Annotated in this window: 27 protein-coding genes and 1 riboswitch; of the genes, 3 read left to right on the plus strand and 24 right to left on the minus strand. The window is 73.2% G+C overall.

Going from position 1 to position 26,929, the window contains the following annotated elements; translation table 11 throughout:
• Nucleotides 1-7 precede the first annotated feature (7 nt).
• Nucleotides 8-1,270, minus strand: a complete 1,263-nt coding sequence (locus tag R2740_RS16215; protein WP_371303731.1) for a glycosyltransferase — start codon at nucleotides 1,268-1,270, stop codon at nucleotides 8-10.
• A 93-nt stretch (nucleotides 1,271-1,363) separates the two neighbouring features.
• Here R2740_RS16215 and R2740_RS16220 point away from each other — a divergent pair, with 93 nt between their 5' ends.
• Nucleotides 1,364-2,287 carry an aldose 1-epimerase family protein gene (locus R2740_RS16220; protein WP_371303732.1) on the plus strand — a complete coding sequence of 308 codons (924 nt, stop codon included), beginning with the start codon at nucleotides 1,364-1,366 and terminating at the stop codon, nucleotides 2,285-2,287.
• Nucleotides 2,288-2,310: 23 nt separating this feature from the next.
• Here the strand turns inward: R2740_RS16220 and R2740_RS16225 are convergent, their stop codons facing one another.
• From R2740_RS16225 to ligD, 9 genes are all read right to left on the minus strand, one after another.
• A complete protein-coding gene (locus R2740_RS16225; RefSeq protein WP_371303733.1) occupies nucleotides 2,311-2,784 on the minus strand; it encodes a PH domain-containing protein in 474 nt (157 codons plus the stop codon).
• Nucleotides 2,768-3,637 carry an ATP phosphoribosyltransferase gene (gene hisG, locus R2740_RS16230; RefSeq protein ID WP_371303734.1) on the minus strand — a complete coding sequence of 290 codons (870 nt, stop codon included), beginning with the start codon at nucleotides 3,635-3,637 and terminating at the stop codon, nucleotides 2,768-2,770. The genes R2740_RS16225 and hisG overlap by 17 nt, the downstream gene beginning before the upstream one ends.
• Nucleotides 3,638-3,646: 9 nt before the next feature.
• Nucleotides 3,647-3,910 carry a phosphoribosyl-ATP diphosphatase gene (locus R2740_RS16235; protein ID WP_371303735.1) on the minus strand — a complete coding sequence of 88 codons (264 nt, stop codon included), beginning with the start codon at nucleotides 3,908-3,910 and terminating at the stop codon, nucleotides 3,647-3,649.
• Between the two features lie 11 nt (nucleotides 3,911-3,921).
• Nucleotides 3,922-4,407 carry a 6,7-dimethyl-8-ribityllumazine synthase gene (gene ribH, locus R2740_RS16240; protein WP_371303736.1) on the minus strand — a complete coding sequence of 162 codons (486 nt, stop codon included), beginning with the start codon at nucleotides 4,405-4,407 and terminating at the stop codon, nucleotides 3,922-3,924.
• Nucleotides 4,404-5,651, minus strand: a complete 1,248-nt coding sequence (locus tag R2740_RS16245; protein WP_371303737.1) for a bifunctional 3,4-dihydroxy-2-butanone-4-phosphate synthase/GTP cyclohydrolase II — start codon at nucleotides 5,649-5,651, stop codon at nucleotides 4,404-4,406. Before R2740_RS16245 ends, ribH begins: the two co-directional genes overlap by 4 nt.
• Nucleotides 5,648-6,319 (minus strand): riboflavin synthase, encoded by a 672-nt coding sequence (locus R2740_RS16250; protein ID WP_371303738.1) that lies wholly within the window; start codon nucleotides 6,317-6,319, stop codon nucleotides 5,648-5,650. Before R2740_RS16250 ends, R2740_RS16245 begins: the two co-directional genes overlap by 4 nt.
• Complete coding sequence (ribD, locus tag R2740_RS16255; protein WP_371303739.1) at nucleotides 6,319-7,392, minus strand: bifunctional diaminohydroxyphosphoribosylaminopyrimidine deaminase/5-amino-6-(5-phosphoribosylamino)uracil reductase RibD; 1,074 nt, start codon at nucleotides 7,390-7,392, stop codon at nucleotides 6,319-6,321. The genes R2740_RS16250 and ribD overlap by 1 nt, the downstream gene beginning before the upstream one ends.
• A gap of 76 nt (nucleotides 7,393-7,468) precedes the next feature.
• Nucleotides 7,469-7,594, minus strand: a riboswitch (FMN riboswitch).
• Between the two features lie 355 nt (nucleotides 7,595-7,949).
• Complete coding sequence (gene rpe / locus R2740_RS16260; protein WP_371303740.1) at nucleotides 7,950-8,615, minus strand: ribulose-phosphate 3-epimerase; 666 nt, start codon at nucleotides 8,613-8,615, stop codon at nucleotides 7,950-7,952.
• Nucleotides 8,616-8,625: 10 nt separating this feature from the next.
• Nucleotides 8,626-9,651 carry a non-homologous end-joining DNA ligase gene (ligD, locus tag R2740_RS16265; RefSeq protein ID WP_371303741.1) on the minus strand — a complete coding sequence of 342 codons (1,026 nt, stop codon included), beginning with the start codon at nucleotides 9,649-9,651 and terminating at the stop codon, nucleotides 8,626-8,628.
• Nucleotides 9,652-9,698: 47 nt separating this feature from the next.
• Between ligD and R2740_RS16270 the strand changes: the two genes are divergently transcribed.
• Nucleotides 9,699-10,448, plus strand: coding sequence for an AAA family ATPase (locus tag R2740_RS16270; protein ID WP_371303742.1), 750 nt, complete (start codon nucleotides 9,699-9,701; stop codon nucleotides 10,446-10,448).
• A gap of 11 nt (nucleotides 10,449-10,459) precedes the next feature.
• Here R2740_RS16270 and R2740_RS16275 read toward each other — a convergent pair whose 3' ends face one another.
• Both R2740_RS16275 and R2740_RS16280 read right to left on the minus strand, forming a co-directional pair.
• Nucleotides 10,460-11,866: an RsmB/NOP family class I SAM-dependent RNA methyltransferase gene (locus tag R2740_RS16275; protein ID WP_371303743.1), complete on the minus strand. Its 1,407-nt coding sequence runs from the start codon at nucleotides 11,864-11,866 to the stop codon at nucleotides 10,460-10,462.
• The gene (locus R2740_RS16280; protein ID WP_371303744.1) at nucleotides 11,859-12,287 is read right to left on the minus strand and encodes an MmcQ/YjbR family DNA-binding protein; all 429 of its coding nucleotides are present in this window, start codon (nucleotides 12,285-12,287) and stop codon (nucleotides 11,859-11,861) included. The genes R2740_RS16275 and R2740_RS16280 overlap by 8 nt, the downstream gene beginning before the upstream one ends.
• 79 nt (nucleotides 12,288-12,366) lie before the next feature.
• On the opposite strand from R2740_RS16280, the gene R2740_RS16285 reads away from it, so the two are divergent.
• Nucleotides 12,367-12,792 (plus strand): VOC family protein, encoded by a 426-nt coding sequence (locus R2740_RS16285; protein ID WP_371303745.1) that lies wholly within the window; start codon nucleotides 12,367-12,369, stop codon nucleotides 12,790-12,792.
• Nucleotides 12,793-12,808: 16 nt separating this feature from the next.
• Here the strand turns inward: R2740_RS16285 and fmt are convergent, their stop codons facing one another.
• The 12 genes from fmt to carA all read right to left on the minus strand — a co-directional run bounded on the left by fmt (nucleotide 12,809) and on the right by carA (nucleotide 26,839).
• On the minus strand, nucleotides 12,809-13,738 hold the full coding sequence (fmt, locus tag R2740_RS16290) for a methionyl-tRNA formyltransferase (RefSeq protein WP_371303746.1): 930 nt from the start codon (nucleotides 13,736-13,738) through the stop codon (nucleotides 12,809-12,811).
• Nucleotides 13,739-13,748: 10 nt separating this feature from the next.
• Nucleotides 13,749-14,294 carry a peptide deformylase gene (gene def, locus R2740_RS16295; protein WP_371303747.1) on the minus strand — a complete coding sequence of 182 codons (546 nt, stop codon included), beginning with the start codon at nucleotides 14,292-14,294 and terminating at the stop codon, nucleotides 13,749-13,751.
• Between the two features lie 50 nt (nucleotides 14,295-14,344).
• A complete protein-coding gene (locus R2740_RS16300) occupies nucleotides 14,345-16,441 on the minus strand; it encodes a primosomal protein N' (protein ID WP_371303748.1) in 2,097 nt (698 codons plus the stop codon).
• 67 nt (nucleotides 16,442-16,508) lie between these two features.
• Complete coding sequence (gene metK, locus R2740_RS16305) at nucleotides 16,509-17,705, minus strand: methionine adenosyltransferase (protein WP_371303749.1); 1,197 nt, start codon at nucleotides 17,703-17,705, stop codon at nucleotides 16,509-16,511.
• Nucleotides 17,706-17,765: 60 nt separating this feature from the next.
• Nucleotides 17,766-18,977, minus strand: a complete 1,212-nt coding sequence (gene coaBC / locus R2740_RS16310; protein ID WP_371303750.1) for a bifunctional phosphopantothenoylcysteine decarboxylase/phosphopantothenate--cysteine ligase CoaBC — start codon at nucleotides 18,975-18,977, stop codon at nucleotides 17,766-17,768.
• Between the two features lie 13 nt (nucleotides 18,978-18,990).
• Nucleotides 18,991-19,344 carry a DNA-directed RNA polymerase subunit omega gene (rpoZ, locus tag R2740_RS16315; RefSeq protein ID WP_371303751.1) on the minus strand — a complete coding sequence of 118 codons (354 nt, stop codon included), beginning with the start codon at nucleotides 19,342-19,344 and terminating at the stop codon, nucleotides 18,991-18,993.
• A gap of 9 nt (nucleotides 19,345-19,353) precedes the next feature.
• Nucleotides 19,354-19,962: a guanylate kinase gene (gene gmk, locus R2740_RS16320; protein WP_371303752.1), complete on the minus strand. Its 609-nt coding sequence runs from the start codon at nucleotides 19,960-19,962 to the stop codon at nucleotides 19,354-19,356.
• Nucleotides 19,955-20,275, minus strand: coding sequence for an integration host factor, actinobacterial type (gene mihF, locus R2740_RS16325; protein WP_371303753.1), 321 nt, complete (start codon nucleotides 20,273-20,275; stop codon nucleotides 19,955-19,957). The genes gmk and mihF overlap by 8 nt, the downstream gene beginning before the upstream one ends.
• 211 nt (nucleotides 20,276-20,486) lie before the next feature.
• Nucleotides 20,487-21,308, minus strand: coding sequence for an orotidine-5'-phosphate decarboxylase (pyrF, locus tag R2740_RS16330; protein WP_371303754.1), 822 nt, complete (start codon nucleotides 21,306-21,308; stop codon nucleotides 20,487-20,489).
• A complete protein-coding gene (locus R2740_RS16335; protein ID WP_371303755.1) occupies nucleotides 21,308-22,330 on the minus strand; it encodes a quinone-dependent dihydroorotate dehydrogenase in 1,023 nt (340 codons plus the stop codon). The genes pyrF and R2740_RS16335 overlap by 1 nt, the downstream gene beginning before the upstream one ends.
• 4 nt (nucleotides 22,331-22,334) lie before the next feature.
• Nucleotides 22,335-25,715, minus strand: a complete 3,381-nt coding sequence (gene carB / locus R2740_RS16340; protein WP_371303756.1) for a carbamoyl-phosphate synthase large subunit — start codon at nucleotides 25,713-25,715, stop codon at nucleotides 22,335-22,337.
• Nucleotides 25,715-26,839 (minus strand): glutamine-hydrolyzing carbamoyl-phosphate synthase small subunit, encoded by a 1,125-nt coding sequence (gene carA, locus R2740_RS16345; RefSeq protein ID WP_371303773.1) that lies wholly within the window; start codon nucleotides 26,837-26,839, stop codon nucleotides 25,715-25,717. The genes carB and carA overlap by 1 nt, the downstream gene beginning before the upstream one ends.
• Nucleotides 26,840-26,929: the final 90 nt, after the last annotated feature.

Genomic DNA, 26,929 nt, shown 5'->3' on the forward strand with positions numbered 1-26,929 from the left:
GCTCGACTCAGCCGAGCAGCCGGTCGGCGGCGGTCACGGCAGTCGCCACGCCGTCCTCGGCCCGGACCCGCGCGCCGACCTCGGCCGCCCGCTCCGCGATCCCCGGCGCGCTCAGGCCGTCGAGCAGCCCCGTCAGGGAGGCGACCGTGAGCTCGTGCCGGCGGATCGGCGCCGGTCCGGCACCCAGCTCGTGGATCCGACGCCCCCAGTAGGGCTGGTCACCCATGTGCGCCACGGCGGCGGACGGTACGCCGGCACGCAGCGCCGCCGCGGTCGTGCCCGCACCCCCGTGGTGGATCACCCCTCCGCACTGCGGGAACAGCAGCCCGTGCGGCACGTCGTCGACGACCAGCACCTCGCTCGGCACCTCGACGTCGTCGGCCAGCCCGGCCGCGCCGCGGTGCACGACGGCGCGACGGCCGGACCGGGCGAGCGCTGCCAGCACGGTGCTGGTGGTGCTGCGGGAGTCGTGGCTCGACATCGAGCCGAAGCCGACGTACACCGGAGGCTCGCCGGCGGCGAGGAACTCCGCCAGGCGCGGGTGCTCGGAGAGCCCCCTCCCGGCCTCGTCCGGCAGGAACCAGGAGCCGGTCACGGCGACGTGCTCGGGCCAGTCGCTCGGGCGCGGCAGCACGGTGGGACTCACACCCACCAGTGCCGGCGTCTCGACGAGACGGCGCGCCCAGGACCGCCGCGGGCCAGGTGCGAGCCCGAGCTCACGACGGACGGCGTCGCCGGTGGCCCGGAACGCGCCCGCGAGGAACCAGTTCATCACCTGCCCCGAGGCCCGGTTGCGCCACGACTCGGCCAGTGGCACCGGGGCCTGGACCCCCGCCCAGCCGGCCCTCGTCGGGTGGAACGGCGCCAGCAGCGCCACCAGATGCCGCCCACCCCCCGCCTCGACGAGCGAGGCGGCACCGTCGACCGACAGGACGCCGCTCACGAACAGGTCGGCCGTGCCGGCGAGCGCCGCGATCTCCGGCGCCAGCGCCACGCCGTAGGTCGACACCATCTCGGTGAGCAACCGCAGCTCCAGTCGCGGCCGGTGGGAGGAGTGGCCCAGCCAGGTCCGCCCGAGGTCCGAGGCGAGCAGGTCGTCGGTGGCCACCGAGAACGGGTGGCAAGCGAGTCCGTGAGCCGTGACCAGCGGGGCGAAGTCGCGCGTCGCGGCCACGGTGACCTGGTGACCGGCGCGCTGCCAGCCGGCACCCAGTGCCACGAGTGGCTGCACGTCGCCTCGAGAGCCCGAGGCGAGGATCGTGATGCGCACGGGTCCATCACATCAGAGCGGCCTCGGAGCAGCATTTCGAGACGGCCGGGCAGCGGCCTCCTCAAGCCACCGGGCGTCTGGCAGGGTGTGCCCATGGTCGCGGCGACGGGTGAGCAGTACCTCCTCGAGGGCGGCGGCTACCGAGCCGTCGTCACCGAGGGCGGGGCCGTGCTGCGCAGCCTGGAGTACGCCGGCCGCCCCCTCGTCGACGGGTTCGCCGAGGCCGAGATCCCGCGCGGGTGTCGCGGCCAGCTGCTGATCCCCTGGCCCAACCGGATCCGCGACGGCGCCTACACCTTCGACGGGGTGGACCAGCAGCTCCCGCTGACCGAGCCGGCGCGCCGCAACGCCTCCCACGGCCTGGTCCGCTGGTCGCCGTGGAACCTCGAGGAGCACACCGACCACTCCGTGGTGCTCACGCACCGGCTGATGGCCCAGTACGGCTACCCGTGGACGCTCGACCTGCACGCCGTCTACGACGTGTCGGCCGACGGCCTCACCGTCACCCTGTCGGCCACCAACCTGTCACCGCAGCGAGCGCCCTACGCCGTCGGGGCGCACCCCTACCTGCTGGTCGGGGACGCCGGCATCGACGGACTCGAGCTGACCCTCCCGGCGGCCACCCGGCTCCTGGTGGACGACCGCCAGCTCCCGATGGGTCGGGAGCCGGTCGACGGCACGGACTACGACTTCCGGATGCCTCGGCCGATCCGCGACACCGTGTTCGACCATGGCTTCACCGACCTGACCAAGGACCCGGCGGGCGGTGTGACGGTGTCGCTGCGTGACCCCGCCACGGGTCACGGGGTGGCCCTGTGGGGCGACCACCACGTCTCCTGGCTGCAGGTGTTCAGCCAGGACGACGGCACCGCGACGGCCCGGCGGGCGATCGCGGTGGAGCCGATGACCGCTCCCGCCGACGCCTTCAACAGTGGTGACGACCTGCACGTGCTCGCTCCGGCCGGCGACGACGGCGACACCCTCTCGGTGGCATGGGGGCTGCGCGCGCTGGAGTGAGGTCCGTTGCGCTCCGGCGACGCTCAACCGGCGTCGATCAGGGACCGCAGCTCGCGGACCGCGTCGCGGGCCCGCTGCCCGTCGGAGCCCTGGATGCCCATCGCGGAGACCGTGGTGCCGTCGGCCAGGTCCAGCGTCGCCCACGGCGCGCCGGCCGGCAGCGAGACGCCGAGCACCTGGGCCCAGGCGAACTCGTGGCGGCGGTAGCCGTTGATGACGGTGAGGCCGTCGTCGTGGGCGGTCACCCGGCAGCGCATCAGCGCGTGCATGATCGCCAGTCCGAGCACCAGGAAGCCCAGCAGGGTGACCCGCTGCAGGAATGACGTGGCATCACGGACGCTGGCCGGCACCGCCAGCCAGGCGACCACCACGACCACGAGCAGCGACACCCCGAAGATCCAGCCCGCCAGCCGGACGCCCAGGGGGCGCCAGGTGTGTGGCAGCGGCCCGCCGGCGGAGTCGCGTCCGGACGGGGACGTCTCAGATCCGGCAGGCATGGATGTCGGTCACCAGGATCGCGCGAGCACCGATGTCGTAGAGGTCGTCCATCACCTTCTGGGCGCGCGCCCGGGGCACCATCGCCCGCACCGCCACCCAGCCCTCCCGATGCAACGGCGAGACCGTGGGGCTCTCGAAGCCGGGCGTGAGCGCGACCGCGTCGGCCACCCGGTCGGCGGGCATGTCGTAGTCCATCAGCACGTAGGTGCGCGCCACCAGCACGCCCTCGAGACGCCGCTTGAAGACCTCGAAGCCCGGCGGGGACGCCACCCCGGCGCGGGTGACGAGCACCGCCTCGGAGTCCAGGACGACCTCGCCGAAGGTGTCCAGGCCCGCGGCACGCAGCGTGGTGCCGGTCTCGACGACGTCGGCGATTACGTCGGCCACACCGAGCTGGATCGAGGTCTCGACGGCGCCGTCGAGGCGGGTCACGGTGGCCTCGATCCCCCGCTCCTGCAGGAAGGCCCGCACGATCCCGTCGTAGGAGGTCGCGACGCGCTTGCCGACGACCTGGCCGAGGTCGGCGTACTGCCCGGTCGGGCCGGCGAACCTGAACCGCGACCGGCCGAAGCCCAGCTCGAGGACCTCCTCGGCCTTGGCGCCGGAGTCGAGCAGCAGGTCGCGGCCGGTGATGCCGACGTCGAGGGTCCCCTCGCCGACGTACAGCGCGATGTCACGAGGCCGGAGGTAGAAGAACTCCACCCCGTTGTCGGTGTCGGTGAGGGTCAGCGTCTTGCTGTCCTGGCGCTGGCGGTAGCCGGACTCGACCAGCATGTCGGTCGCCGCCTGGGACAGCGACCCCTTGTTGGGTACGGCGACCCGGAGCAGGCCGGGCGTGGCGGGAAGGCTCATCAGTGGTCCTCAGAGGTGGGCGTAGACGTCGTCGAGGGTGAGGCCGGCGGCGAGCATCATCACCTGTGCGTGGTAGAGCAGCTGGCTGAGCTCCTCGGCGGCCCGGTCGGGGGTCTCGTGCTCGGCGGCCATCCAGGACTCGGCGGCCTCCTCGACGAGCTTCTTGCCGATCGCATGGACGCCGGCGTCGAGCTCGCGCACCGTGCCGGACCCCTCGGGACGGGTGCGCGCCTTCTCACTGAGCTCGGTCCACAGCTCCTCGAACGTCTTCACGGGGGACAAGACTAGGCGGTCCGGGACCGGACCTTGCGCAGTGTCTGCGCGGTGACCAGCGCCGCCGAGGCGGCCTCATAGCCCTTGTCCTCGCGCGAGTGCACGAGCCCCGCCCGGTCGAGCGCCTGCTCGTCGTCGTCGCAGGTGAGCAGGCCGAAGCCGACGGCGGTCGCGTGGTCGAGCGCCACCCGGGTCAGACCGTCGGTGGCGGCCCGGCAGACGTAGTCGAAGTGCGGGGTGCCACCCCGGATGACCACCCCCAGCGCCACCACGGCGTCGTACCCCTGGCCCGCGAGGGCCGCGGCCACCACCGGCAGCTCGAACGCGCCCGGGACGCGGACCACCACGGGAGCCTCGACCTGGTAGTCGCGCATCGCCCGCTGGGCGCCGTCCACCAGGCCGTTCATCACCTGCTCGTGCCAGCTCGCGGCGACGATCGCCACCCGCAGGTCGTGACAGTCGACGGGCCGCTGGTCGGGGGCTCCGGCGCCGCTCATCGCCCCGCTCCCGTCACGTCCGGCAGATCGGGCAGATCGTGGCCCATCCGGTCCCGCTTGGTGCGCAGGTAGGCGAGGTTGTGGTCGTTGGGGTGCGGCGTCAGCGGCACCCGCTCCTTCACCGGCACGCCGTAGTCCTCCAGGCTGGAGGTCTTGTCGGGGTTGTTGGTGAGCAGCCGGACGCTCTGGATGCCGAGGTCGCGCAGGATCTGGGTCGCCGTGCCGTAGTGCCGCGCGTCGGCCGGCAGGCCGAGGTCGAGGTTGGCGTCGACGGTGTCCCGACCGGCGTCCTGCAGCGCGTAGGCCTGCAGCTTGGGCACCAGGCCGATCCCGCGCCCCTCGTGACCGCGGAGATAGACCACCACGCCACAGCCCTCGGCCACGATCTTGGCCATCGCCTCCTGCAGCTGCGGTCCGCAGTCGCAGCGATGGCTGCCGAACACGTCGCCGGTGAGGCACTCGGAGTGGACCCGGGTGAGCACCGGCTCCCCGCGCTCGGCCGCCGCCTGCAGGTCGCCGTGGACCAGCGCCAGATGCTCGCTGCCGTCGATGCTCACGCGGTAGCCGAAGGCCCGGAAGTCACCGTGGTCGGTCGGCAGCCGGGTCTCGGCGACCCGCACCGCATGCAGCTCGGTGCGACGGCGGTAGCGCACCAGGTCGTCGATCGAGATCATCGTCAGCCCGTGCTCGTCGGCGAAGTCGCGCAGCTGCTGGCCCCGCTTCATGGTGCCGTCGTCGTTGACCGCCTCGACGAGCACGCCGGCCGGGGTCAGCCCGGCCATCCGCGCCAGGTCGACGGCCGCCTCGGTGTGTCCCCGGCGCACCAGCACCCCGCCCTCCCGGTAGCGGAGCGGGAACACGTGCCCGGGCCGGGTGATCTCCCACGGCTCGGTGGCGGAGTCGGCGAGCACCTTCACGGTGTGCGCCCGGTCGGCCGCGGAGATCCCGGTGGTGACGCCGTCGCGGGCGTCGACCGAGATGGTGTACGCCGTCCGGAGCCGGTCCTTGTTGTGCGGCGTCATCAGCGGGATCTCCAGCCGGTCGAGCATGGTGGCCGGCATCGGGACGCAGATCACGCCGCTGGAGTAGCGGATCGTGAACGCCATCAGCTCCGGCGTCGCCTTGGCGGCCGCGAAGATGATGTCGCCCTCGTTCTCCCGGTCCTCGTCGTCGACGACGATCACCGCCTTGCCGGCGGCGATGTCGGCGATGGCGTCCTCGATCGCGTCGAGCCTGATCGTCATGGCGTGTCCTTCGTGGGGGTGGGGAGGGTGTCGGTGGGGAGAGTGCCGGTGGGGAGAGCGCGGTGGGCCAGCAGCCGGTCGACGTACTTGGCGAGCACGTCGACCTCGAGGTTGACCCGGTCACCGGGCTGCCGGAAGCCGAGGGTGGTGCGGGCCAGGGTCTCCGGGATCAGGGAGACGGTGAAGGAGTCGTCGCCGGCCCGCACCACCGTCAGGCTGGTGCCGTCGACCGTGATGGAGCCCTTGTCGACGAGGTAGCGGGCCAGCTCCGGTGGCAGGCTCACCTCGACGACCTCCCAGTGCTCGCTGGGCGTGCGGGAGAGCACCGTGCCGACGCCGTCGACGTGCCCCTGGACCAGGTGACCACCGAGGCGCTGGTCGGCGCGCACGGCGCGCTCGAGGTTGACCCGATCGCCCGGCACCAGGGCGCCCAGGGCTGTCTTGTCGAGGGTCTCGGCCATCACGTCGGCGGTCCACCGAGGCGCGGCGCCCTCGGTGCCGCCGGCGCTGGTCTCGGCGACGGTCAGGCAGCAGCCGTTGACCGCGATCGAGTCACCGAGGTGGACGTCGTCCAGCACCGTGGCGGCGGCGATGGTCAGCCGGCAGGCATCCACCTGCCGTTCGAGGGCAACGACGGTGCCCAGCTCCTCGACGAGTCCGGTGAACATCAGGCTCCTTCGCTCGGGTCCCTCGGCCGCGGCATGGTGGCCCGCGGGAGCAGCGTGAGCCGCACGTTGGTGTCGTCGCCGTGCTCCCCGGGCAGCACCGTGACGTCGGCGACCTGGAGGTGGTGGGCGTCGGCGATGGTCTGGATGCCCAGGTCACCGACGGCGCTCCGGCCTGCGCCGAGCAGCATCGGGGCGACATAGACGACCACCTCGTCGACCAGGCCGGCCTCCCAGAACGCCGCCGCCACCGTCGGCCCGCCTTCGAGGAACACGTGCTGCCGGTCGTGGACGAACAGCATCTCCAGGGCGACCCGCGGGTCGCGGGTGCGCAGTACCAGCGTCTCCGCACGATCGTTGAACACCCGTCGGCCCGGGTCGAGCTCGCGCAGTCCCATCACCGCCCGGAGCGGCTGACGGGGCAGCGGCACGTCGTCGCCATCCCGGACGGTGAGCTCGGGGTCGTCGACGGCGACGGTGTTGCTGCCGACGAGCATCACGTCGCAGAGGCCGCGCAGTCGATGCGTGTCGAGACGGGCCGCCCTCGAGGACACCCAACGGCTGGTGCCGTCGGCGGCGGCGCTCCGCCCGTCGAGGGTGGTGGCGAACTTCCAGGTGACGAAGGGTCGCTGGTGCTCCATCGCGAAGGTCCACACCCGGTTGATCGCCTGCGCCTCGTCGGCGAGCACACCGCCGAGCACCTCGACGCCGGCCGCGCGCAGGGTGTCCGCACCGCCGGTGGCCACCGGGTTGGCGTCGGACTGGGCGAAGACCACCCGGCGGACTCCGGCCTCGACGAGGGCCCGCGCACAGGCCGGCGTGCGTCCCTCGTGGTTGCACGGCTCCAGGGTGACCACCGCGGTCGCTCCCCGGGCGGCTGCTCCGGCGCGGGCGAGGGCATCGGCCTCCGCATGCGGCGTGCCGGCGCCCCGGTGGTGGCCCTCCGCGAGGGTCGTACCGTCCGGGGCCAGCAGCACGCAGCCCACCCGCGGGTTGGGCCCGAGGGGCACCTCCGGGCTGGCCGCCAGGTCGAGGGCGCGGCGCATCGCCTCGCGCTCGGCGGCGGTGACGTCCATCGAAGGCCCCTGGTGTCCGGTCGCGGTCCCCGGGGCGGCGGCCGGCCCACTGCCTGCTCAGGCGTCGGTTCGGCCGCGTTGCTCTTCCCATCCGGACTTTGACCGTCGGTCCAGGAGTTCCACCTGGTCAACCGACCGCTGGCTGCGGCCGGGTCGCGGACTTTCACCGCCGGTGCGGACTTCCACCGCCCCCAGAGCACGCGAGTTGTCAGAACTCGTTGGCTCCCAGTCTGCCACACGGCAGCTCGACCTCCCCAGCGGTCGCGCGACGTGCGCGAGATGGTCACGCGACATGCCGGAAACGGCTGGCCGACATGCCGGAAATGGCCATGCGGCCTTGCAACGAAATGGTGATGCGACCGTTAAATCGGGGGCCGCAGGACCGGGGCCGCGCGTCGATCAACGTCGTGCCGCCATTTCCTGCACCTGGCAGGGCCATTTCCTGCATCTGGCAGGGCCACTTCTCGCATCTGGCAGGGCCACTTCCCGCATCTGGCAGGGCCATTTCCCGCATCTCGTGCCGCCCTTTCCCGCATCTCGCGGGGACGGGGGCGGGGTCAGACGGACGCGGCACCCTCGGCGAGGTCGCGGAGCCTCGCGACCATGGCGTCGGGGTCGTCCGCGGTGTAGACCGCCGACCCGGCGACGAACACGTCGGCTCCCGCCTCGGAACAGCGCTCGATGGTGTCCGCGGACACGCCGCCGTCGACCTGCAGCCAGATGTCGCCGCCGTGCCGCTCGATCAGCTCCCGGGTCCGCCGGATCTTGGGCAGCACGAGGTCGAGGAACTTCTGGCCCCCGAAGCCCGGCTCCACGGTCATCAGCAGCACCATGTCGAGCTCCCCGAGCATGTCGGCGTACGGCTCGATGGGCGTGGCCGGCTTGAGCGCCATGCTCGCGCGAGCACCCAGCGAGCGGATCTCCCGGGCGAGACGGACGGGCGCGCCGCTGGCCTCCACGTGGAACGTCACCGACCGGCACCCGGCCTCGACATAGGCCGGCGCCTCGCGGTCGGGGTTCTCGATCATCAGGTGCGCGTCGAGCGGCTGCTCGGTCACCCTGGCAAGCGCCTCGACCATGGTCGGTCCGAAGGTCAGGTTGGGCACGAAGTGGTTGTCCATGATGTCGACGTGCACCCAGTCGGCGCTGGGGATGCGTGCCACCTCGTCCCCGAGGCGCGCGAAGTCGGCGTTGAGGATGCTCGGCGTGATCTGGATGCCCACGCCCGCGAGTCTAGGGCCGCTCAAGGCGCGGCCCCTCGCCCGTGCGGGGGAGGTCGGGGGTGACCTCCCCGGACTCGCCTCGCTCGCCGCTCTGAGGCGCCTCGCCGGCAGCCTCGTCCCGGTCCGCCCACTCCAGCAGCGGGGCCAGGTCGAAGACATGGTCGTCGATGCTGGCGTGCAGGTCACCGAGGCGCGCGTAGCGCTCGGGGACCGTGAAGATGGTGAAGTCCCGCGGGTCGGCGTCCTCCACCTCCTCCCACCTGATCGGCGTCGAGACCCTGGCATCGGGCAGCCCCCGCACGGAGTAGGCCGCGGCGATGGTGTGGTCACGCGTGTTCTGGTTGTAGTCGACGAACACGTGGTGCGGGTCGCGGTTCTTCTTCCACCACTCGGTGGTCACGTCGTCGGGAGCGCGGCGCTCGACCTCGCGGGCGAACGCGTACGCCGCCCGACGCACGTCGGCGAAGCCGTGGTCGGGGGCGACCCGCACGTAGACATGCAGTCCCTTGCTTCCGGAGGTCTTCGGGAAGCCGACGGCGCCCAGGTCGTCGAGGACCTCCCGCACCACTACCGCCACTCGCTGCACCGCGGCGTAGTCGCACCGGGGCCCCGGGTCGAGGTCGATCCGCCACTCGTCCGGCTTCTCGGTGTCGGCGCGTCGGCTGTTCCAGGGGTGGAACTCCACCGTCGACATCTGGACCGCCCAGATGACCGAGGCCAGCTCGGTCACGCACAGCTCGTCGGCGGTCCGCCCCCACCGCGGGAAGAACAGCCGGACCGTCTCGACCCAGGGTGGTGCCCCCGCCGGCAGCCGCTTCTGGTGCACCTTGTCGCCGGCCAGCCCCTTGGGGAACCGATGCAGCATGCACGGTCGCTCGTAGAGCGCGTTGACGATGCCGTCGCCGACCGTGAGGTAGTACTCCACCAGGTCGAGCTTGGTCGCACCGCTCTGCGGGAAGTAGACCCGGTCGGGGTTGGTCACCCGCACCACCTTGTCGTCGACGTCGACCTCGACCGACGGGGGCGCGCTGGGCATGGACCCACGCTAGCCGGAGCGTCGGCGCCGCGGCGTACCCTCACGCCGTGGACTTCGACCAGCCACCCGTACGCCGCGTGGCCAGGCACCCCGAGGCGCGGCTCCCGCGCGGCGAGTGGCCGATGACGATCCCGGCCGTGGTCCAGCTGATGGAGCACGGGCTCGACCTCACCCCGGGGGTGACCTTCCTGGTCGGCGAGAACGGCTCGGGCAAGTCGACGCTGGTCGAGGCAGTGGCGGTCGCCTTCGGCCTGTCGCCGGAGGGCGGCAGCCCGTTCGGGCAGCACAGCACCCGGCCCACCGAGTCGCCGTTGGCCGGCTGCCTGCAGCTGACCCGCGGCGTCGGCAACAGCCGGTGGGGGTTCTTCCTCCGCGCCGAGACGATGCACGGGTGGTACACCTACCTCGAGGAGCACGCGGGCCCCCGCGACCCCGACTTCCACGAGCTGAGCCACGGCGAGTCCTTCCTGGCGGTGCTGGAGACCAGGTTCGACTCGGGGGGCTTCTACTGCCTCGACGAGCCGGAGGCCGCGCTGTCGTTCTCCTCCACCCTGGCGCTGATCGCGGTGCTGCAGCGGGTCGTGGCCCAGGGCGGTCAGGTGCTCTGCGCGACCCACTCCCCCGTGCTCGCCTCGCTGCCCGGAGCCCGGATCCTGGAGGTCGGCGACTGGGGATGGCGCGAGGCGTCGTGGCCGGACCTCGAGCTGGTCTGGCACTGGCGACGGTTCCTGGACTCCCCCGAGGCCTACCTCCGCCACCTCGCGCCGGAGGTCGACGGCGACCCCGAGGGGCCCTGAGGGCCCGTCCTTCAGGCCCGGCGCAGCAGCGCCACGAACATCGCGTCCGTGCGATGCCGGTGCGGCCACAGCTGCACGGTGCCCGCCAACGGGCCGTCGGCGTCGGGCACCCCGAGCAGGGGGCGAGCATCCTCGAGCAGCACGTCGTCGCGGCGCAGCAGGACCCGACCGACGATGTCGCGGGTCTCGGCGAGCACCGGGGAGCAGGTGGCATAGACGACCACGCCACCCGGTCGCACCAGGTCGAGCGCCGCGTCGAGGAGGTCACGTTGGAGCGGGACCAGCACGTCGAGGTCCTCCGGCCGACGTCTCCAGCGGGACTCGGGGCGACGGCGTAGGGCGCCCAGACCGGTGCAGGGCGCGTCGACCAGCACCCGGTCGAACGAGCCGGCCTCGAACGGCGGCCGCCGGCCGTCCGCCACCACCACGCCGCCCACGCCCGGCGATCCGGTCAGCGCGCGGCGCACCAGCCCCGCCCGGTGCGGCTGGCGCTCGACAGCGGTCAGCACGGCGCCCGCCTGGCCGGCCAGCCCGGCCAGCAGCGCCGCCTTGCCGCCCGGCCCGGCGCACAGATCGAGCCAGCGCTCATCTGCGCCGGACGAGTCCGCCAGCTCGGCCCGAGCCAGCGCCAGTGCCACCAGCTGGGACCCCTCGTCCTGCACCCCGGCCCGGCCCTCGGCCACGGCCGGCAGCCCCGCCGGGTCCCCGCCCCCGGACACCGCGCCGAAGGGCGACCACCGGGTCGGCTCACCAGGAAGCTCCGCACGCGTCGACCGCCCCAGACGGGCCACCAGCACCACGGCCGGTGCGTCAGTGTCGGCAGCGAGCAGGTCGTCGACCTCCTCGGCCCGGTCACCGAGCGCCTCGCGCAGCCGCTCGACCACCCACCGCGGGTGACTGTGCGCCACGGCGGCGAACCCGACGGGGTCGGTCGCCGGGTCCGGAGCGACCTGCCGCACCCAGGCGCCGAGATCGCGTTCCGCCACCCGGCGGAGCACCGCGTTGACGAACCCCGCCGCGCCCTGGCCCGCGCGGTCGCGAGCCAGGTCCACCGACGTGCTGATCGCGGCATGGACCGGGACCCGCATGGACAGCAGCTGGTGGGCGCCGAGCCGCAGCACGTCGAGCGCCTTGGCCTCGACCTTCGCCAGCGGGCGGTCGAGGCAGGCCGTCAGCACCGCGTCGTAGGTGCCCCGTCGACGCAGGGTTCCCGAGGCGAGCTCGGTGGCGAAGGCGGCGTCGCGGCCCGAGAGGCCGTGCGCCCGCAACGCGCCCGGCAGCACCAGGTTGGTGTAGGCATCGTCGACGCGCACCGCGCGCAGCACGTCGTACGCCGCCCGCCGGGGTGGGTCGTCGGGGGCGCGCCGGCGGGGTGGCCGACCGCCGGGACGCGACCGCCGACCGCGGGGGTCAGCCATCGGCAGGGTCGGTGGCGAAGTAGGAGCGCACCAGCCGCTTCGGCGCCTTCACGGCCCAGGCCTCGGTGATCACCTCGCGCAGCTCGTCGAGGTCGAGCTCGCCGAGCCGGGACTGCTGGACCAGCACCGCGTTGAAGCCCCGGAAGTGGTCGATGGTGAAGAACGGGGTGGCCGGGTCCTCCACCAGCGCCGCCTTCGCCCCGGCGTCGGGGACCATGATCACCAGCAGGTCGTCGTAGAGCTCGCCGGTGTCGGGGTCGACGGCGCTCCGGTGCGGCTTGCGATAGAGCAGGAAGCCCTTGCCCTTCTCCCCTGCCGGCACCTTCCAGGTCGGGACGTCACCCCACGACGTGCCGAGCTCGGCCTCGGGGAGGCTCGCGCAGATCGCGTCGACGTCGTCGGGAGTGGCGGGCCGGGACATGGCAGCACGGTAGCCGCTGGCGATGGCGGCCACCGATATCGCGTGGCGAGACCGTCCCCGAGGCGGCACAGTGACCGGCATGGGCCTGCGACTCCAGTGCATCAACATCGACGCGAACGACCCCGACGGTCTCGCCACCTTCTGGGAGGCGGTCCTCGGCTGGCGGCGCACGTTCGACACCGACGACGAGGTGGTGCTCGAGCCGCCCGAGGGCTCGGTCGGCGACGGCCTGCTGCCGGACCTGCTGTTCGCGCGGGTGCCCGAGCACAAGGCGGGCAAGAACCGGCTGCACCTCGACCTGCGGCCCGAGGACCAGGCGGCCGAGGTCGAGCGGCTGCTCACGCTGGGGGCGCGCCCGGTCGACGTGGGTCAGGGCGACGTCAGCTGGGTGGTGCTCGCGGACCCGGAGGGCAACGAGCTGTGCGTGCTCCGCGCCCTCACCGACGCGGAGCAGGAGGCGATCGACGGCATCGTCGGCGCCTGGCTGACCACCCACGCGGGCTGAGCGACCGCTTCCTCGGTCACGCCCCGAGGACCGGGTCGGACCCGAGCCGCACACCGCGCGCCCAGTCGGCCGCCGCCATCTCCTTCTTGCCGAACGCCTTGACGGCGCCGAGGCGGACCGGCACCGTCCCGGTGCCGACCAGGACGTCGCGCTTGCCCGCGACCAGCACACCGGGGGCGAGGCGGGGCGCCTCCGCGACCGGCACCACCGGGCCGAGCTTGAGCCGCTCACCGTCGAGGGTGGTCCAGGCGCCGGGCGCGGGGGTGCATGCGCGCACCTGGCGGTCGACCGCCACCGCCGGTAGCCGCCAGTCGACCCGGGCGTCGTCGACGGTGACCTTGGGCGCGAAGGACAGCCCGTCCTCGGGCTGGTCACGAGCCTCGATCGCCCCCTCCTCGAGTCCGTCGAGAGTGGCGACCAGCAGACCTGCCGCGCCCTCGGCCAACCGGGCCAGCAGGTCGCCGGCGGTGTCGTCGGGACGGATGCGCTCGGTCATCACGCCGTACGTCGGCCCCGCGTCGAGCTCACGCACCAGCCGGAAGGTGGTCGCTCCGGTCACCTCGTCGCCGGCCCAGATCGCGTGCTGGACCGGCGCCGCGCCGCGCCAGGCGGGCAGACACGAGAAGTGCAGGTTGACCCAGCCGAGCGGAGGGATGTCGAGCACCGGCTGCGGCACCAGCGCACCGTAGGCGACGACCGGGCAGCAGTCGGGTGCCAGGTCCCGCAGCTCGTCCTGGAAGGCGGGATCGCGCGGGTGGTCGGGCCTGAGCACCGGGACGCCCAGCTCCACGGCCCGCTGCGCGACGGGCGACGGCGTCAGTCGCCGCCCACGACCGGCCGGGGCGTCGGGTCTGGTGACGACCCCGACCAGCTCGTGCCGGGAGCCCGCCACCGCCTCCAGGGAGGGCAGCGCCACCTCGGGCGTCCCCGCGAAGACCACTCGCACCGCGGGGCGCCTAGAACCCGAGTCCGTGGGTGCGATGCGGCGACACCTTGACGGTCGGGGCGCTCACGCCGAACCACTCGGCCTCCCGGATCGCCCGCATCGCCGCCTTGCGGCCCTCCGCGTCGAGGCGATCGACGAAGAGGATGCCGTCGAGATGGTCGGTCTCGTGCTGGATCGCACGGGCCAGCTTCTCCGAGCCCTCGATGAGCACCGGCTCACCGTGCATGTCGAAGCCCCGCGCCACCACCGACAGCGCACGCCGGCAGTCGAAGACCATCCCGGGGATCGACAGGCAGCCCTCGGGGCCGTCCTGGACGTCCTCGGAGAGGTCGAGCTCCGGGTTGACGAGGTGGCCGACCTCGCCGTCGACGTTCCAGGTGAAGACGCGCTGACCGACCCCGATCTGCGGCGCGGCCAGGCCCGCCCCCGTCGCCTCCAGCATGGTGTCGGTGAGGTCGGAGACCAGACGGCGCAGCTCGGCGTCGAAGTCGACGACCTCGATCGCCCGGGTGCGCAGCACCGGGTCACCGAACAAGCGGATGGGCTGGACGGGCACACAGGCTCCTGGTGGGACGGCGGGGCGGGCGGCCCCAGTCTAGGGACGGGTCACAGCGTCGCGGGATCGACCTGCACGCGCACCGGGTCGAGCTTGCGGGCCGACCGCAGCTGTTGCATCTCCCGCAGTGCGTGCGACAGGGCCGCACCTCCGGCCCGGGGGGCGCGGACCACCGCCCGCCAGTCGACGGGCTGGTCGACGGCCCCCCCACGGCGAGCGCCGGCGTGCGGCACCGGGCCGAGGATCTCGGCGGCGTCCGGCAGCGTCAGCAACGCGAGCGCCTCTTCCACCGCCGACGCCGGCCCACTGACGGTCGCGACCCGCGCCGCCGGCGGCAGCCGGGCAGTCTGCCGCTCGGCGATCTCGCGCTCGGCGAAGCCGAGGGGGTCCCAGCGGACCAGTGCCTGCAGCGCCGGGTGGGACGGCTCCCCCACCGCCACCACCCGCCCGCCGGGTCGGACCAGCCCGGCAGCGTTCATCCAGCGGCGCAGCGCCTCCTCGTCGGTGCGCAGGTCGGCGCGGGCCAGGCTGAGCCAGGTGTCGAGCAGGACGACGGCGGGATAGCCACCGGCCGCGACCGGCTCGGCGCCGGGCGTGGCGACCACGAGGTCGCGGCCGCCGGGCACGGTGGCCCGGACCCGCTCGCCGCTGGACTGCACGATCGTGGTCTGGGGGAAGGTCCGGCCGAGCTCCTCGGCGGAGCGGTCGGCACCCAGCACCGGCGCTCGGAGGCCGGCGTGACCGCACTCCGGACACGCCCAGCCCACGGCCGCGGTGCCGCACCAGGCGCACGCGGGCGGGGTCGCCGGCCCGGTCAGCCGGAGCGGTCCCGAGCAGTGTCCGCACCGAGCGGGGGTCCGGCATCGTTCGCAGGCGAGCGACGGCGCGTAGCCCGCTCGCGGCGTCTGCACCAGCACCGGCCCCGTCTCCAGTCCGTCGCGGATCGCGTGATAGGCCGCGCTCGGCACCCGCGCGCCGCGCGCGTAGGGGTCGCGCGCCAGCTCCTGCTCGGTGGCGCCCGCCACGGCCACCGTCACCCGCTGCCGGACGACGGCCCGCGCGGCAGCGACCGGCTGTGCCCAGCCGGTGCGGACCAGGTAGGCCCCCTCGACGCTCGCCGCGAACCCGCCGAGCAGCGCTCCGGCCTGCTCCGCTCGGGCGCGCAGCAGCAGCACCTCGCGGGTGTGCGGATAGGGGGCGCGCGGCTCGGCGTGCAGGTCGTCCCCGTCGTCCCAGACCACCACCAGACCGAGGTCGCGCACCGGCGCGAAGGCGGCGGAGCGGGTGCCGACCACGATCCGGCACGCGCCGCGCACCACGGCCAGGAAGGCGCGGTAGCGCGCGGCCGGCCCACTGTCGGCGGACAGCAGCACGTGCTGGCCCTCCCCCAGCAGCGCGGTGAGCGCGGCGGAGACACGCTCGGCGTCCTTGTGGTCGGGCGTGCAGACCACGGCCCCGCGTCCGGAGGAGAAGGTCGCGGCCGCGGCCTGCGCGACCAGGGTCGGCCAGTCCTCGCCCGGTGCCGCGGTCCACACCGCCCGCGGGGCGCCGCCCTCCGCGAGGTGACCGACCAGGCTCCCGCCGGCGTCGTACGACGACCACGCGGCGCGCGCCGCCGCGACGTCGACCGATGCGTCCACGACGGGCGCCGACGGCTGCTTCTCGGTGGTGGCATGCCGGGGCGGGACCGCCAGCCGGAGCACGTCGGACCGGGTGCCGGCGTAGCGCTCGGCCAGCTCCGCGGACAGGGCGGCGATCTCCGCCGTCAGCACCGGCTCCGGGCTCACCACCCGGCGCAGCGGCGCCAGCCGGCCGGGGTGGTCGGACTCAGCCACCCGCTCGACGACGAAGCCGTCGACGTCCTGACCCGCGAAGCGCACCTTGACCCGGCACCCGGGCACCGCCGCCTCCCCCATCGAGGCGGGCACGAGGTAGTCGAAGGGCCGGTCGAGATGGGCCAGCGGCAGGTCGACCAGCACTCGGGCCACCGGGTCGATCTCGGCCGCCTCGGTGGCCCGCTGGGCCGCCCGGCCACGCTGGCGGGTCGCGGACCGGGACCGGGCGACGGTGGAGCGGACCTCGGCCTTGAGCCCGGGCAGCAGCGACTCCTGCGCCTCGGGCTCACGTGCCTCGTCCACCCCGGTCATGGCGCGTTTCTACCAGGGTCGGCCGACCGACCGGGCGCCTCGTCCCCAGGGGCAGGAGATCGAGGGTTCAGGCGACCCCGGCGGCCGCCCGCAGCGCGTCGACGCGATCGGTGCGCTCCCACGTGAACTCGGGCAGCTCGCGGCCGAAGTGGCCGTAGGCCGCGGTCTTGGCATAGATCGGGCGGAGCAGGTCGAGCTCCTCGATGATCGCCGCGGGGCGCAGGTCGAAGACCTGGAGCACCGCGCGCTGGATCTCCTCGTCGGGGATCACGCCGGTGCCGAAGGTCTCGATGAACACCCCCACCGGCTGCGCCTTGCCGATCGCATAGGCCACCTGCGCCTCGCATCGCCGTGCCAGGCCGGCGGCGACGACGTTCTTGGCGACCCAGCGCATGGCGTAGGCCGCCGACCGGTCCACCTTGGAGGGGTCCTTGCCCGAGAACGCGCCGCCGCCGTGGCGGGCCATGCCGCCGTAGGTGTCCACGATGATCTTGCGTCCGGTCAGCCCGGCGTCGCCCATCGGCCCGCCGACCACGAACCGGCCGGTCGGGTTCACCAGCAGCCGGTATCCCTCCGACGGCAGGTCGAAGGTGGCCAGCACGGGGTCGATGACGTGCTTCTTGATGTCGGGCTCGAGGGTGTCGACGAGGTCGACGTCCTCGGCGTGCTGGGTGGACAGCACGACCGTGTCCACCCGGACCGGGCGGTTGTCGGCGTCGTACTCGATGGTGACCTGGGTCTTGCCGTCGGGGCGGAGGTAGGGCAGCGTGCCGTCGCGGCGCACCGTCGAGAGCCGCTCCGACAGCCGCTGGGCCATCGTGATGGGCAGCGGCATCAGCACGTCGGTGTCGTCGCAGGCATAGCCGAACATCAGGCCCTGGTCGCCGGCGCCCTGCTTGTCCATCGCGTCGACGGAGCCGGAGCGCGCCTCGTGACCGGAGTCGACACCCTGGGCGATGTCGCCGGACTGGCCGCCGATCGCGACCATCACCCCGCAGGAGTGCCCGTCGAAGCCCTTGAACGACGAGTCGTAGCCGATCGTCAGGATGCGCTCGCGGACGATCCGCTTGATGTCGACGTAGCCGGTGGTGGCGACCTCGCCGGCCACGACGACCAGGCCGGTCGTCAGCAGCGTCTCGACGGCCACCCGGCTGTGCGGGTCCTGCCGGATCATCTCGTCGAGGACCGAGTCGCTGATCTGGTCGGCGATCTTGTCCGGGTGGCCCTCGGTCACCGACTCCGAGGTGAAGAGGCGTCCGGTCACGTTGACTCCTGTACGTCGTGGGGTTGCTGCGTGCGAGTGGGTGGCGTCGTGCGGGCGGTCTCAGCCCGGCCAGCGCGCGGCGACCTGGTCCCAGATCGCATGCGCCAGCGCGGCCTTGCTGCCGAAGGGTACGTCGACCGCGTCGGCGTCGGCCGACAGGATCATGGCTTGGTTGTCGGGGCTCCCGAAGACGGCGCCCCCGGAGACGTCGTTGACGACCAGCAGGTCGCAGCCCTTGCGGGCCAGCTTGGCCCGGGCGAGGTCGAGCACCGACCCGGTGTCGTCGCCGGTCTCGGCCGCGAAGCCCACGACCACCTGACCGGCGTGCGGCCGGTCGTGGCTGAGCTCGGCGAGGATGTCGGGGTTCTGGGCGAGCTCGATGGCGGGCGCGGAGCCGTCGGCAGCCTTCTTGATCTTGGTGTCGCTGCGGCCGGTCGGACGGAAGTCGGCCGGCGCTGCGGCCATCACGACGGCATCGGCGTCGACCGCCGCGCCCAGCACCTGGTCACGCAGCTCGGCGGTGGTCTCGACCCGCACCACCTTGACGCCTGCCGGGTCGGCCAGCGCCACGTTGGCGGCCACCAGGGTGACCTGGGCGCCCCGGGCGGCCGCGGTCCGGGCCAGGGCATAGCCCTGCAGCCCCGACGAGCGGTTGCCGAGGAAGCGCACGGGGTCGAGGGGCTCCCGGGTGCCGCCCGCCGAGACGACGACGTGCCGACCGGCCAGGTCGGCGGTCGCGGTGCCGCGCGCGAGCAGGTCGGTGCAGACCTCGAAGATCTCGGCCGGCTCGGGAAGGCGCCCCTTGCCGGTGTCGGCGCCGGTGAGCCGGCCCTCGGCCGGCTCGAGCACCACGGCGCCGCGCTCACGCAGGGTGGCGACGTTGGCCCGGGTGGCGGGGTGCTCCCACATCTCGGTGTGCATGGCGGGCGCGAAGACCACCGGGCACCGGGCGGTGAGCAGGGTGTTGGTGAGCAGGTCGTCGGCGAGCCCGTGGGCGGCCCGAGCCAGCAGGTCGGCCGTCGCCGGGGCGACCACGACCAGGTCGGCCGCCTGGCCGATCCGCACGTGCGGCACCTCGTGGACGTCGTCCCAGACGTCGGTGGTCACCGGCTTGCCGGACAGCGCCGACCAGGTGGCGGCGCCGACGAACTCCAGGGCCGCGCGGGTCGGAACCACCGTGACGTCGTGGCCGGACTCGGTGAGCCGGCGGAGCAGCTCGCAGGCCTTGTAGGCCGCGATGCCGCCGGAGACTCCCAGGACGACGCGGGTCACGGGAGAGGTCTGGTCACTCGCTGGCGGGGAAGGCGTCGCCGGCGCCGAACGACGACGCGTCGGCCGCGGCGGCGGCGCGAGCCTCCTCCTCGGCGGCCAGCTCGGCCGGGTCGACGGCCTCGTAGGTCAGCAGGTCCTCGTTGATCTCACGCAGGGAGATCGACAGGGGCTTCTCCTGGACGTGGGTGTCCACGAGCGGGCCGACGTACTCCAGCAGGCCCTCGCCCAGCTGGGAGTAGTAGGCGTTGATCTGCCGGGCGCGCTTGGCGCTGTAGAGGACCAGCTGGTACTTGCTGTCCGTCTTGGTGAGCAGGTCGTCGATCGAGGGGTTGGTCACGCCCTCGGCGGCGGGAGTGGGGGCAGACACGAAGAAGCCTCACAAGTCGTCGATGGTGGGCGCGCCGGGCCGTTCGGCCGGCGCCGCAGTCATCAAGGTTACCAACTCCTCCGCGGCAGCGTGAACTTCGCGGTTGACGATCGTCACGTCGAACTCCACCTCCGCCTCGAGCTCGGCCACCGCCGTCTCCAGACGACGCTCCCGCTCCTCCTCGCTCTCGGTGCCGCGGCCGACCAGCCGGCGTACCAGCTCCTCCCAGGAGGGCGGCTTGAGGAACACGAACAACGCCTCCGGCATCGTCTCCCGGACCTGCCGCGCGCCCTGCAGGTCGATCTCGAGCAGTGCGGGGCGACCGGCTGCCAGCGCCTCCTCCACGGGACCTCGGGGGGTGCCGTACTTCGCCCGGCCGTGCACGACCGCCCACTCGAGCAGCTGGTCGGCGGCGACCATCGCGTCGAACTCCTCGTCGGAGACGAACCAGTAGTGCACGCCGTGCCGCTCGCCGGGCCGTGGGGCCCGGGTGGTCGCGGACACCGAGATCCACACCTCGGGGTGGCGCTCGCGGACCGCCGCCGTCACCGTCCCCTTGCCGACCGCGGTCGGACCCGCCAGCACGACCAGGCGGCTCGGGCGGCCGCCCTCAGCCACGCCCGGCGAACTCGCGCTCCAGCGCGGCGACCTGCTTGGCACCCAGCCCGCGGACCCTCCGGCTCTCGGCGATGCCGAGCCGCTCCATCATCTGCTTGGCGCGCACCTTGCCCAGCCCGGGCATCGACTGGAGCAGGTCGAAGACCCGCATCTTGCCGATCACCTCGTTGACCTGACCCTCGCGGATCACCTCGGAGATCGACGCGCCGGCGTTCTTCAGCCGGTTCTTGACCTCCGCGCGCTCGCGCCGGGACGCGGCGGCCTTCTCCAGCGCCGCCAGGCGCTGCTCGGGAGTGAGCTGGGGCAGGGCCACGGAGTGTCTCCTGGGATCGGGGCTGGCCGGAGCGGCTGGTTCGGGCCAATCTAGTCCGGACACTTTGCAGGGGGCAATCGGGCTCCCGCTCCGCGGGGCCTCCGCACCGTAGTCTGGTCGGCATGCTCAACATCGGCTGGCCCGAGATCCTGCTGCTGCTCGCGGTGGCCGTCGTGCTGCTCGCCGCGCTCCGGTTCTTCCGCCGCTGACGTCAACCACGCAGCTCGTCGTTGACCCTCTCGGCGGCGGCACGCAGGGCGGCCACCTCGGGCCCGGCGCGCAGCAGCTCGCGGGACGAGGAGGGCAGCACGTGCGGGTAGGCCGACCCGAAGATGCGGCGGAGGTCGGCCACGGTGCCCCCCTGGGCGCCGTACCCCGGGGCGAGCAGGGGGCCGTTGATCGCGAAGCTCTCCTCGACCCGGCCGATGGTGGCCCCGACCACCGCTCCGAAGGAGCCCAACGGCGACTCCCCCGCGTTGAGCGCGGCGAGGTGCGACAGCATCAGCCCGGCGACGGTCCCGCCCTCGGCCGGCACCGCGTGCTGCACCTCGGGACCCTCCTTGTTGGAGGTCAGGGCGAGCACGAAGAGGCCGGCGTCGAAGCGCCGCGCGGTCTCCACGAACGGGTCCAGCGACCCGAACCCGAGGTAGGGGCTGACGGTGATCGCATCGGCCGCCAGCGGCGAGGCCGGGTCGAGGTAGGCGTCGGCGTAGGCCTGGCTGGTCGAGCCGATGTCGCCGCGCTTGACGTCGAGCAGCACCAGCGCGCCGGCCGCGCGCGACTCGGCGATCACCCGCTCCAGGACGGCCACGCCCCGCGAGCCGAAGCGCTCGTAGAACGCGCTCTGCGGCTTCACCACGGAGACGGCGGGCGCCAGCCCCTCCACCGCGGTGAGCGCGAACCTCTCGAGGCCGGCGACCGAGTCGTCGAGCCCCCACTCGAGCAGCAGCGAGGCGTGCGGGTCGATGCCCGCACACAGCGGCCCACGTGCCTGCGTCGCGGCGTGGAGCCGGGCTCCGAACGAGGTCGCCATCACAGTCCTTCCAGGATCCGGCGCGGCCACAGCGGCCCGCCGTAGATGAAGCCGGTGTAGCCCTGCACCAGCGTCGCGCCGGCCTCGACCCGCTCACGGGCGTCGTCGGCCGTGGAGATCCCACCCACGCCGACCAGGGTCAGCTCCGGGCCGACCCGGCCGCGCAGCAGGCGGAGCACGTCGAGGGCACGCTCGCGCAGCGGCGCGCCGGACAGGCCACCGGCGCCGAGCGCCTCCACCTCGGCCGCGGGCGTCACCAGCCCTGCGCGACTGATCGTGGTGTTGGTGGCGATGATCCCGTCGAGACCGAGGGCCAGCGCCAGGTCGGCCACCGCGAGCACGTCGTCGTCGGCGAGGTCGGGGGCGATCTTGACCAGCAACGGCACCCGGCGGTCGCCGGTGACCCGGTCGGCACGCGCCCGCACGGCCGCGAGCAGCGGACCGAGCCGCTCCACCGACTGCAACGACCGCAGGCCGGGGGTGTTGGGCGAGGAGACGTTGACGACGAGATAGTCGGCGTGCGGCGCCAGCAGGCCCGCGCTCTTCTCGTAGTCCGCCTGCACGGCCGCCTGGTCGTCCTCGGGCACCACCTTGGTCTTGCCGATGTTGACCCCGAGGACGACGTCGGCGCGGGAACCCCGGGCGCGGGTAGCCAGCCGAGCGGCCACCGCCTCGGCGCCGTCGTTGTTGAAGCCCATCCGGTTGACCACCGCGCGGTCGGCGGGCAGCCGGAACAGCCGTGGCGTCGGGTTGCCGGGTTGCGGCTCGCCGGTGACCGTGCCGATCTCGACGTGGCCGAAGCCGAGCCGGGCGAGCGCGTCGACGCCGACGGCGTTCTTGTCGAAGCCGGCGGCCAGCCCGAGCCGGTTCGGGAAGCCCAGGCCCATCGCCCGGACCCGCTCGGCCCGGGGGGCGGGCAGCAGCCGGGAGCCCGTTCGGATCGCCCGGAAGCCCAGGTGGTGCGCCCGCTCCGCGTCCACCCGGGTCAGCACGCGCGCGAACAGCGCGTCGTACGCCGTCACCCGCTCACCCCTGCTGTGGCCGGACGTGCCGGGCCCAGTCCTGCAGGGAGCGCACCCCGATGTCGCCGGCGATCAGCGCCTCGATCCCCTGCACGGCCGCGCCGAGCCCCTGCACCGTGGTGATGCACGGGACGTTGTTCTGGATCGCGGCGGTGCGGATCTCGTAGCCGTCGATGCGGGGCGACCCGCCCGACGCGGACCCGGCCGGCGTGTTGATGATCAGGTCGACCTGGCCCTGGCCGATCAGCTCGATCGTCGTCGGCTCACCGTGGGGTCCGAGCCCCTCGAAGTGCTTGCGCACCACGGTGGCGGGGATGCCGTTGCGGCGCAGCACCTCGGCGGTGCCCTGGGTGGCGAGCACCTCGAAGCCCAGGTCGGCCAGCCGCTTGATCGGGAAGATCATCGTGCGCTTGTCCCGGTTGGCCATCGACACGAACACCCGGCCGGTGGTCGGCAGCGAGCCGTAGGCGGCTGCCTGCGACTTGGCGAAGGCCGTGCCGAACATCGCGTCGAAGCCCATCACCTCGCCGGTGGAGCGCATCTCCGGGCCGAGCACCGTGTCGACGGTCTTGCCGTCGGGGGTGCGGAACCGGTTGAACGGCATCACGGCCTCCTTGACCGCGATCGGCGCGTCACCGGGGAGGTCGCCTCCGTCGCCGTCGGCGGGCAGCACCCCGGCCGCGCGCAGCGAGGCGATCGACTCGCCCAGCATCACCCGGGCGGCGGCCTTGGCCAGCGGCACCGCGGTCGCCTTGGAGACGAACGGCACCGTGCGCGAGGCGCGCGGGTTGGCCTCCAGCACATAGAGCACGTCGGAGCCGAGCGCGAACTGGATGTTGAGCAGGCCGCGGACGCCGACGCCGCGGGCGATCGCCTCGGTGGCCTCGCGGATCCGGGCGATCTCGGCGGCGCCGAGGGTGATCGGCGGCAGCGCGCAGGCGGAGTCGCCGGAGTGGATGCCGGCCTCCTCGATGTGCTCCATCACACCGCCGAGATAGAGCTCCTCGCCGTCGTAGAGGGCGTCGACGTCGATCTCGACCGCGTCGTCGATGAACCGGTCGACCAGCACCGGGTGCTCGGGGCTGATCGCGGTGGCCCGCTCGATGTAGCCCTGCAGCGCGGCGTCGTCGTAGACGATCTCCATGCCTCGCCCACCCAGGACGTACGACGGCCGCACCAGCACCGGGTAGCCGATCTCGGCGGCGATCTCGCGTGCCTCGGCGTAGGACGACGCGAGTCCGTGCTTGGGTGCGGGCAGCCCGGCCTCGTGGAGGACCCGGCCGAAGGCGCCACGCTCCTCGGCGAGGTGGATGGCGGCCGGCGAGGTGCCGACGATCGGCACCCCGGCGTCGGCCAGTCCCTGCGCAAGGCCCAGCGGCGTCTGACCACCGAGCTGGCAGATGACCCCGGCGATCGGACCGGCCTGGGCCTCCGCGTGCACGATCTCGAGCACGTCCTCGAGCGTGAGCGGCTCGAAGTAGAGGCGGTCGGAGGTGTCGTAGTCGGTCGAGACGGTCTCGGGGTTGCAGTTGACCATGATCGTCTCGTAGCCCGCGCCGCCCTTCGACGCCGCCAGCGCCAGCGACGCGTGCACGCAGGAGTAGTCGAACTCGATGCCCTGCCCGATCCGGTTGGGGCCCGACCCCAGGATGACCACCGCCTCCCGCTCCCGGGGCGTCACCTCGGTCTCCTCGTCGTAGGAGCTGTAGTGGTAGGGCGTGCGAGCGGCGAACTCGGCCGCGCAGGTGTCGACGGTCTTGTAGACCGGGCGGATGCCGAGCGCGTGGCGCACGCCACGGACGACGTCCTCCGACAGGTTGCGCAGCCGGCCCAGCTGGGCGTCGGAGAAGCCGTGCCGCTTGGCCAGCCGCAGCAGCTCGGGCGTCAGCTCGGGTGCGTGCAGCACCGCGAGCGCGACGTCGTTGATCAGGCACAGCTGGTCGACGAACCACGGGTCGATGCCGGTGGCCTCGTGGATCTCCTGCGGGGTGGCCTCGGCGCGGATCGCGTCCATCACCACGCGGAGCCGCCCGTCGAAGGGCGTCCTGATCTCCTCGAGCAGGGTCGCCTTGTCGAGCTCGACGTGCTGGTGGCTCCAGTCGAAGGGCGCGTCCTTGTTCTCCAGCGAGCGCAGCGCCTTCTGCAGCGCCTCGGTGAAGTTGCGGCCGATGGCCATCGCCTCGCCGACCGACTTCATGTGTGTGGTCAGCGTCGGGTCGGCGCCGGGGAACTTCTCGAACGCGAACCGCGGCACCTTGACCACGACGTAGTCGAGGGTGGGCTCGAAGCTGGCCGGGGTCCCGAACCCGGAGCCGCTGGTGATGTCGTTGGGGATCTCGTCGAGGGTGTAGCCGATGGCCACCTTGGCCGCGATCTTCGCGATCGGGAAGCCGGTGGCCTTCGAGGCCAGCGCCGAGGACCGGGAGACCCGCGGGTTCATCTCGATGACGACGACGCGACCGTCGGCCGGGTTCACGGCGAACTGGATGTTGCAGCCGCCGGTGTCGACCCCGACCGCCCGGATGATGCCGATCGAGAGGTCGCGCAGGTGTTGGTACTCGCGGTCGGTGAGCGTCATCGCCGGCGCGACCGTGATCGAGTCGCCGGTGTGCACGCCCATCGGGTCGAGGTTCTCGATGGAGCAGACGATCACGACGTTGTCGGCCCGGTCGCGCATCACCTCCAGCTCGTACTCCTTCCAGCCGAGGATCGACTCCTCCAGGAGCACCTCGGTGGTGGGGCTGGCCGCCAGGCCGGAGCCGGCGATCCGGCGCAGGTCGTCCTCGTCGAAGGCCATGCCCGAGCCGGACCCGCCCATGGTGAAGCTCGGCCGGATCACCACGGGGTAGCCGAGCTCCTCCGCGCCGGCCATCGCCCGCTCCAGGGCGATCCGCTCCAGCTCCTGCTTGGGGGTCCCGGCCGGCTGGTCGGCCGCGTTGCAGATGACGCTGCGGGCCACCTCGCCGCCGAGCTCCTCGACGATCCGCTTGAACGACTCGCGGTTCTCGCCCCGCTCGATGGCCTCGATCGAGGCGCCGATCAGCTCGACGCCGTACTTCTCCAGGACGCCGCGCTCGGCCAGCGCCATCGCGGTGTTCAGCGCGGTCTGGCCGCCGAGCGTCGCGAGCAGGGCGTCGGGGCGCTCCTTGTCGATGACCTTCTCGACGAACTCCGGGGTGATCGGCTCGACGTAGGTCGCGTCGGCGAACTCCGGGTCGGTCATGATCGTGGCCGGGTTGGAGTTGACCAGGACCACCCGCAGCCCCTCGGCGCGCAGCACCCGGCACGCCTGGGTGCCGGAGTAGTCGAACTCGCAGGCCTGGCCGATCACGATCGGGCCGGACCCGATGACCAGGACGCTCTGGATGTCGGTGCGCTTCGGCATCAGGCCTCCCCTCCCATCAGCTCGCAGAACCGATCGAAGAGGTACGCCGCGTCGTGCGGGCCGCCCGCGGCCTCCGGGTGGTACTGCACCGAGAACGCCTTGAGCGCCCCCGCGTCGTCGCGGAGCTCCAGCCCCTCCACCACATCGTCGTTGAGGCAGACGTGGGAGACCGTCACGGTGCCGAAGGGCGTCTGCGTCGCCTCGTCCAGCGGCGCGTCGACCGCGAAGCCGTGGTTGTGGGCGGTGACCTCGACCTTGCGGGTGGTGCGGTCCATCACCGGCTGGTTGATGCCGCGGTGGCCGTACTTCAGCTTGTAGGTGCCGAAGCCGAGGGCCCGGCCGAACAGCTGGTTGCCGAAGCAGATGCCGAAGTAGGGGATCCCGCGCTCCAGCGCGCCCTGCAGCAGCTCGATCTGCCCGGTGGTGGCCGCCGGGTCGCCGGGGCCGTTGGAGAAGAACAGCCCGTCGGGCTGGACCGCCACGACGTCGTCGAGGGTGGCGGTGGCCGGCAGCACGTGGGTCTCGATGCCCCGCTCGGCCATCATCCGCGGGGTGTTGGCCTTGAGGCCGAGGTCGAGCGCGGCCACCGTGAAGCGCTTCTCGCCGTCGGCCGGGACGACGTAGGTCTCCTTCGTCGACACCTCGGCCGAGAGGTTGGCGCCGCTCATCTCGGCGGCACCGCGGACCCGGGCCAGCAGCGCCTCCGGGTCGCTCTCGGTCGACGAGATGCCCACCCGCATCGCGCCGCGCTCCCGCAGGTGCCGGGTCAGCGCCCGGGTGTCGATGCCGGAGATGCCGACCACGCCCTGGTCGCGCAGCGCGTCGTCGAGGGACCGACGGGACCGCCAGCTGGACGGGATCCGGGCAGGATCGCGGACGACGTAGCCGGCCACCCAGATCCGCGAGGACTCGGGGTCCTCGTCGTTCATGCCGGTGTTGCCGACGTGAGGGGCCGTCATCACCACCACCTGGCGGTGGTAGGACGGGTCGGTCAGCGTCTCCTGGTAGCCGGTCATCCCGGTCGCGAAGACGGCCTCGCCGAAGGTCTCGCCCTCGGCGCCGTAGGACTCCCCGCGGAAGGTGCGGCCGTCCTCGAGGACGAGCAACGCGGGACTGGCGGACATCGGGGCGGTGGGTGCGCGCAGCGGCACGCCGGACCTCCTTCTCCGCCTCACGGGACGGATCGTTAAAGGACGTTCGAGCAGGGCCGACCC

The organism is Nocardioides sp. (genome assembly GCF_041393715.1).
Classification (GTDB): domain Bacteria; phylum Actinomycetota; class Actinomycetes; order Propionibacteriales; family Nocardioidaceae; genus Nocardioides.

Coding starts and splice junctions, on each gene's coding strand:
- ribD (WP_371303739.1), bottom strand. CDS start 7,392: ATGGACGTCACCGCCGCCGAGCGCGAGGCGATGCGCCGCGCCCTCGAC.
- ligD (WP_371303741.1), bottom strand. CDS start 9,651: ATGCCCAGCGCGCCCCCGTCGGTCGAGGTCGACGTCGACGACAAGGTG.
- ribH (WP_371303736.1), bottom strand. CDS start 4,407: ATGAGCGGCGCCGGAGCCCCCGACCAGCGGCCCGTCGACTGTCACGAC.
- carA (WP_371303773.1), bottom strand. CDS start 26,839: ATGTCCGCCAGTCCCGCGTTGCTCGTCCTCGAGGACGGCCGCACCTTC.
- hisG (WP_371303734.1), bottom strand. CDS start 3,637: ATGAGCCTTCCCGCCACGCCCGGCCTGCTCCGGGTCGCCGTACCCAAC.
- R2740_RS16300 (WP_371303748.1), bottom strand. CDS start 16,441: ATGACCGGGGTGGACGAGGCACGTGAGCCCGAGGCGCAGGAGTCGCTG.
- R2740_RS16225 (WP_371303733.1), bottom strand. CDS start 2,784: ATGCCTGCCGGATCTGAGACGTCCCCGTCCGGACGCGACTCCGCCGGC.
- R2740_RS16250 (WP_371303738.1), bottom strand. CDS start 6,319: ATGTTCACCGGACTCGTCGAGGAGCTGGGCACCGTCGTTGCCCTCGAA.
- carB (WP_371303756.1), bottom strand. CDS start 25,715: ATGCCGAAGCGCACCGACATCCAGAGCGTCCTGGTCATCGGGTCCGGC.
- R2740_RS16275 (WP_371303743.1), bottom strand. CDS start 11,866: ATGGCTGACCCCCGCGGTCGGCGGTCGCGTCCCGGCGGTCGGCCACCC.
- R2740_RS16245 (WP_371303737.1), bottom strand. CDS start 5,651: ATGACGATCAGGCTCGACGCGATCGAGGACGCCATCGCCGACATCGCC.
- R2740_RS16280 (WP_371303744.1), bottom strand. CDS start 12,287: ATGTCCCGGCCCGCCACTCCCGACGACGTCGACGCGATCTGCGCGAGC.
- pyrF (WP_371303754.1), bottom strand. CDS start 21,308: ATGGCGACCTCGTTCGGAGCCCGGCTCCACGCCGCGACGCAGGCACGT.
- R2740_RS16220 (WP_371303732.1), top strand. CDS start 1,364: ATGGTCGCGGCGACGGGTGAGCAGTACCTCCTCGAGGGCGGCGGCTAC.
- R2740_RS16285 (WP_371303745.1), top strand. CDS start 12,367: ATGGGCCTGCGACTCCAGTGCATCAACATCGACGCGAACGACCCCGAC.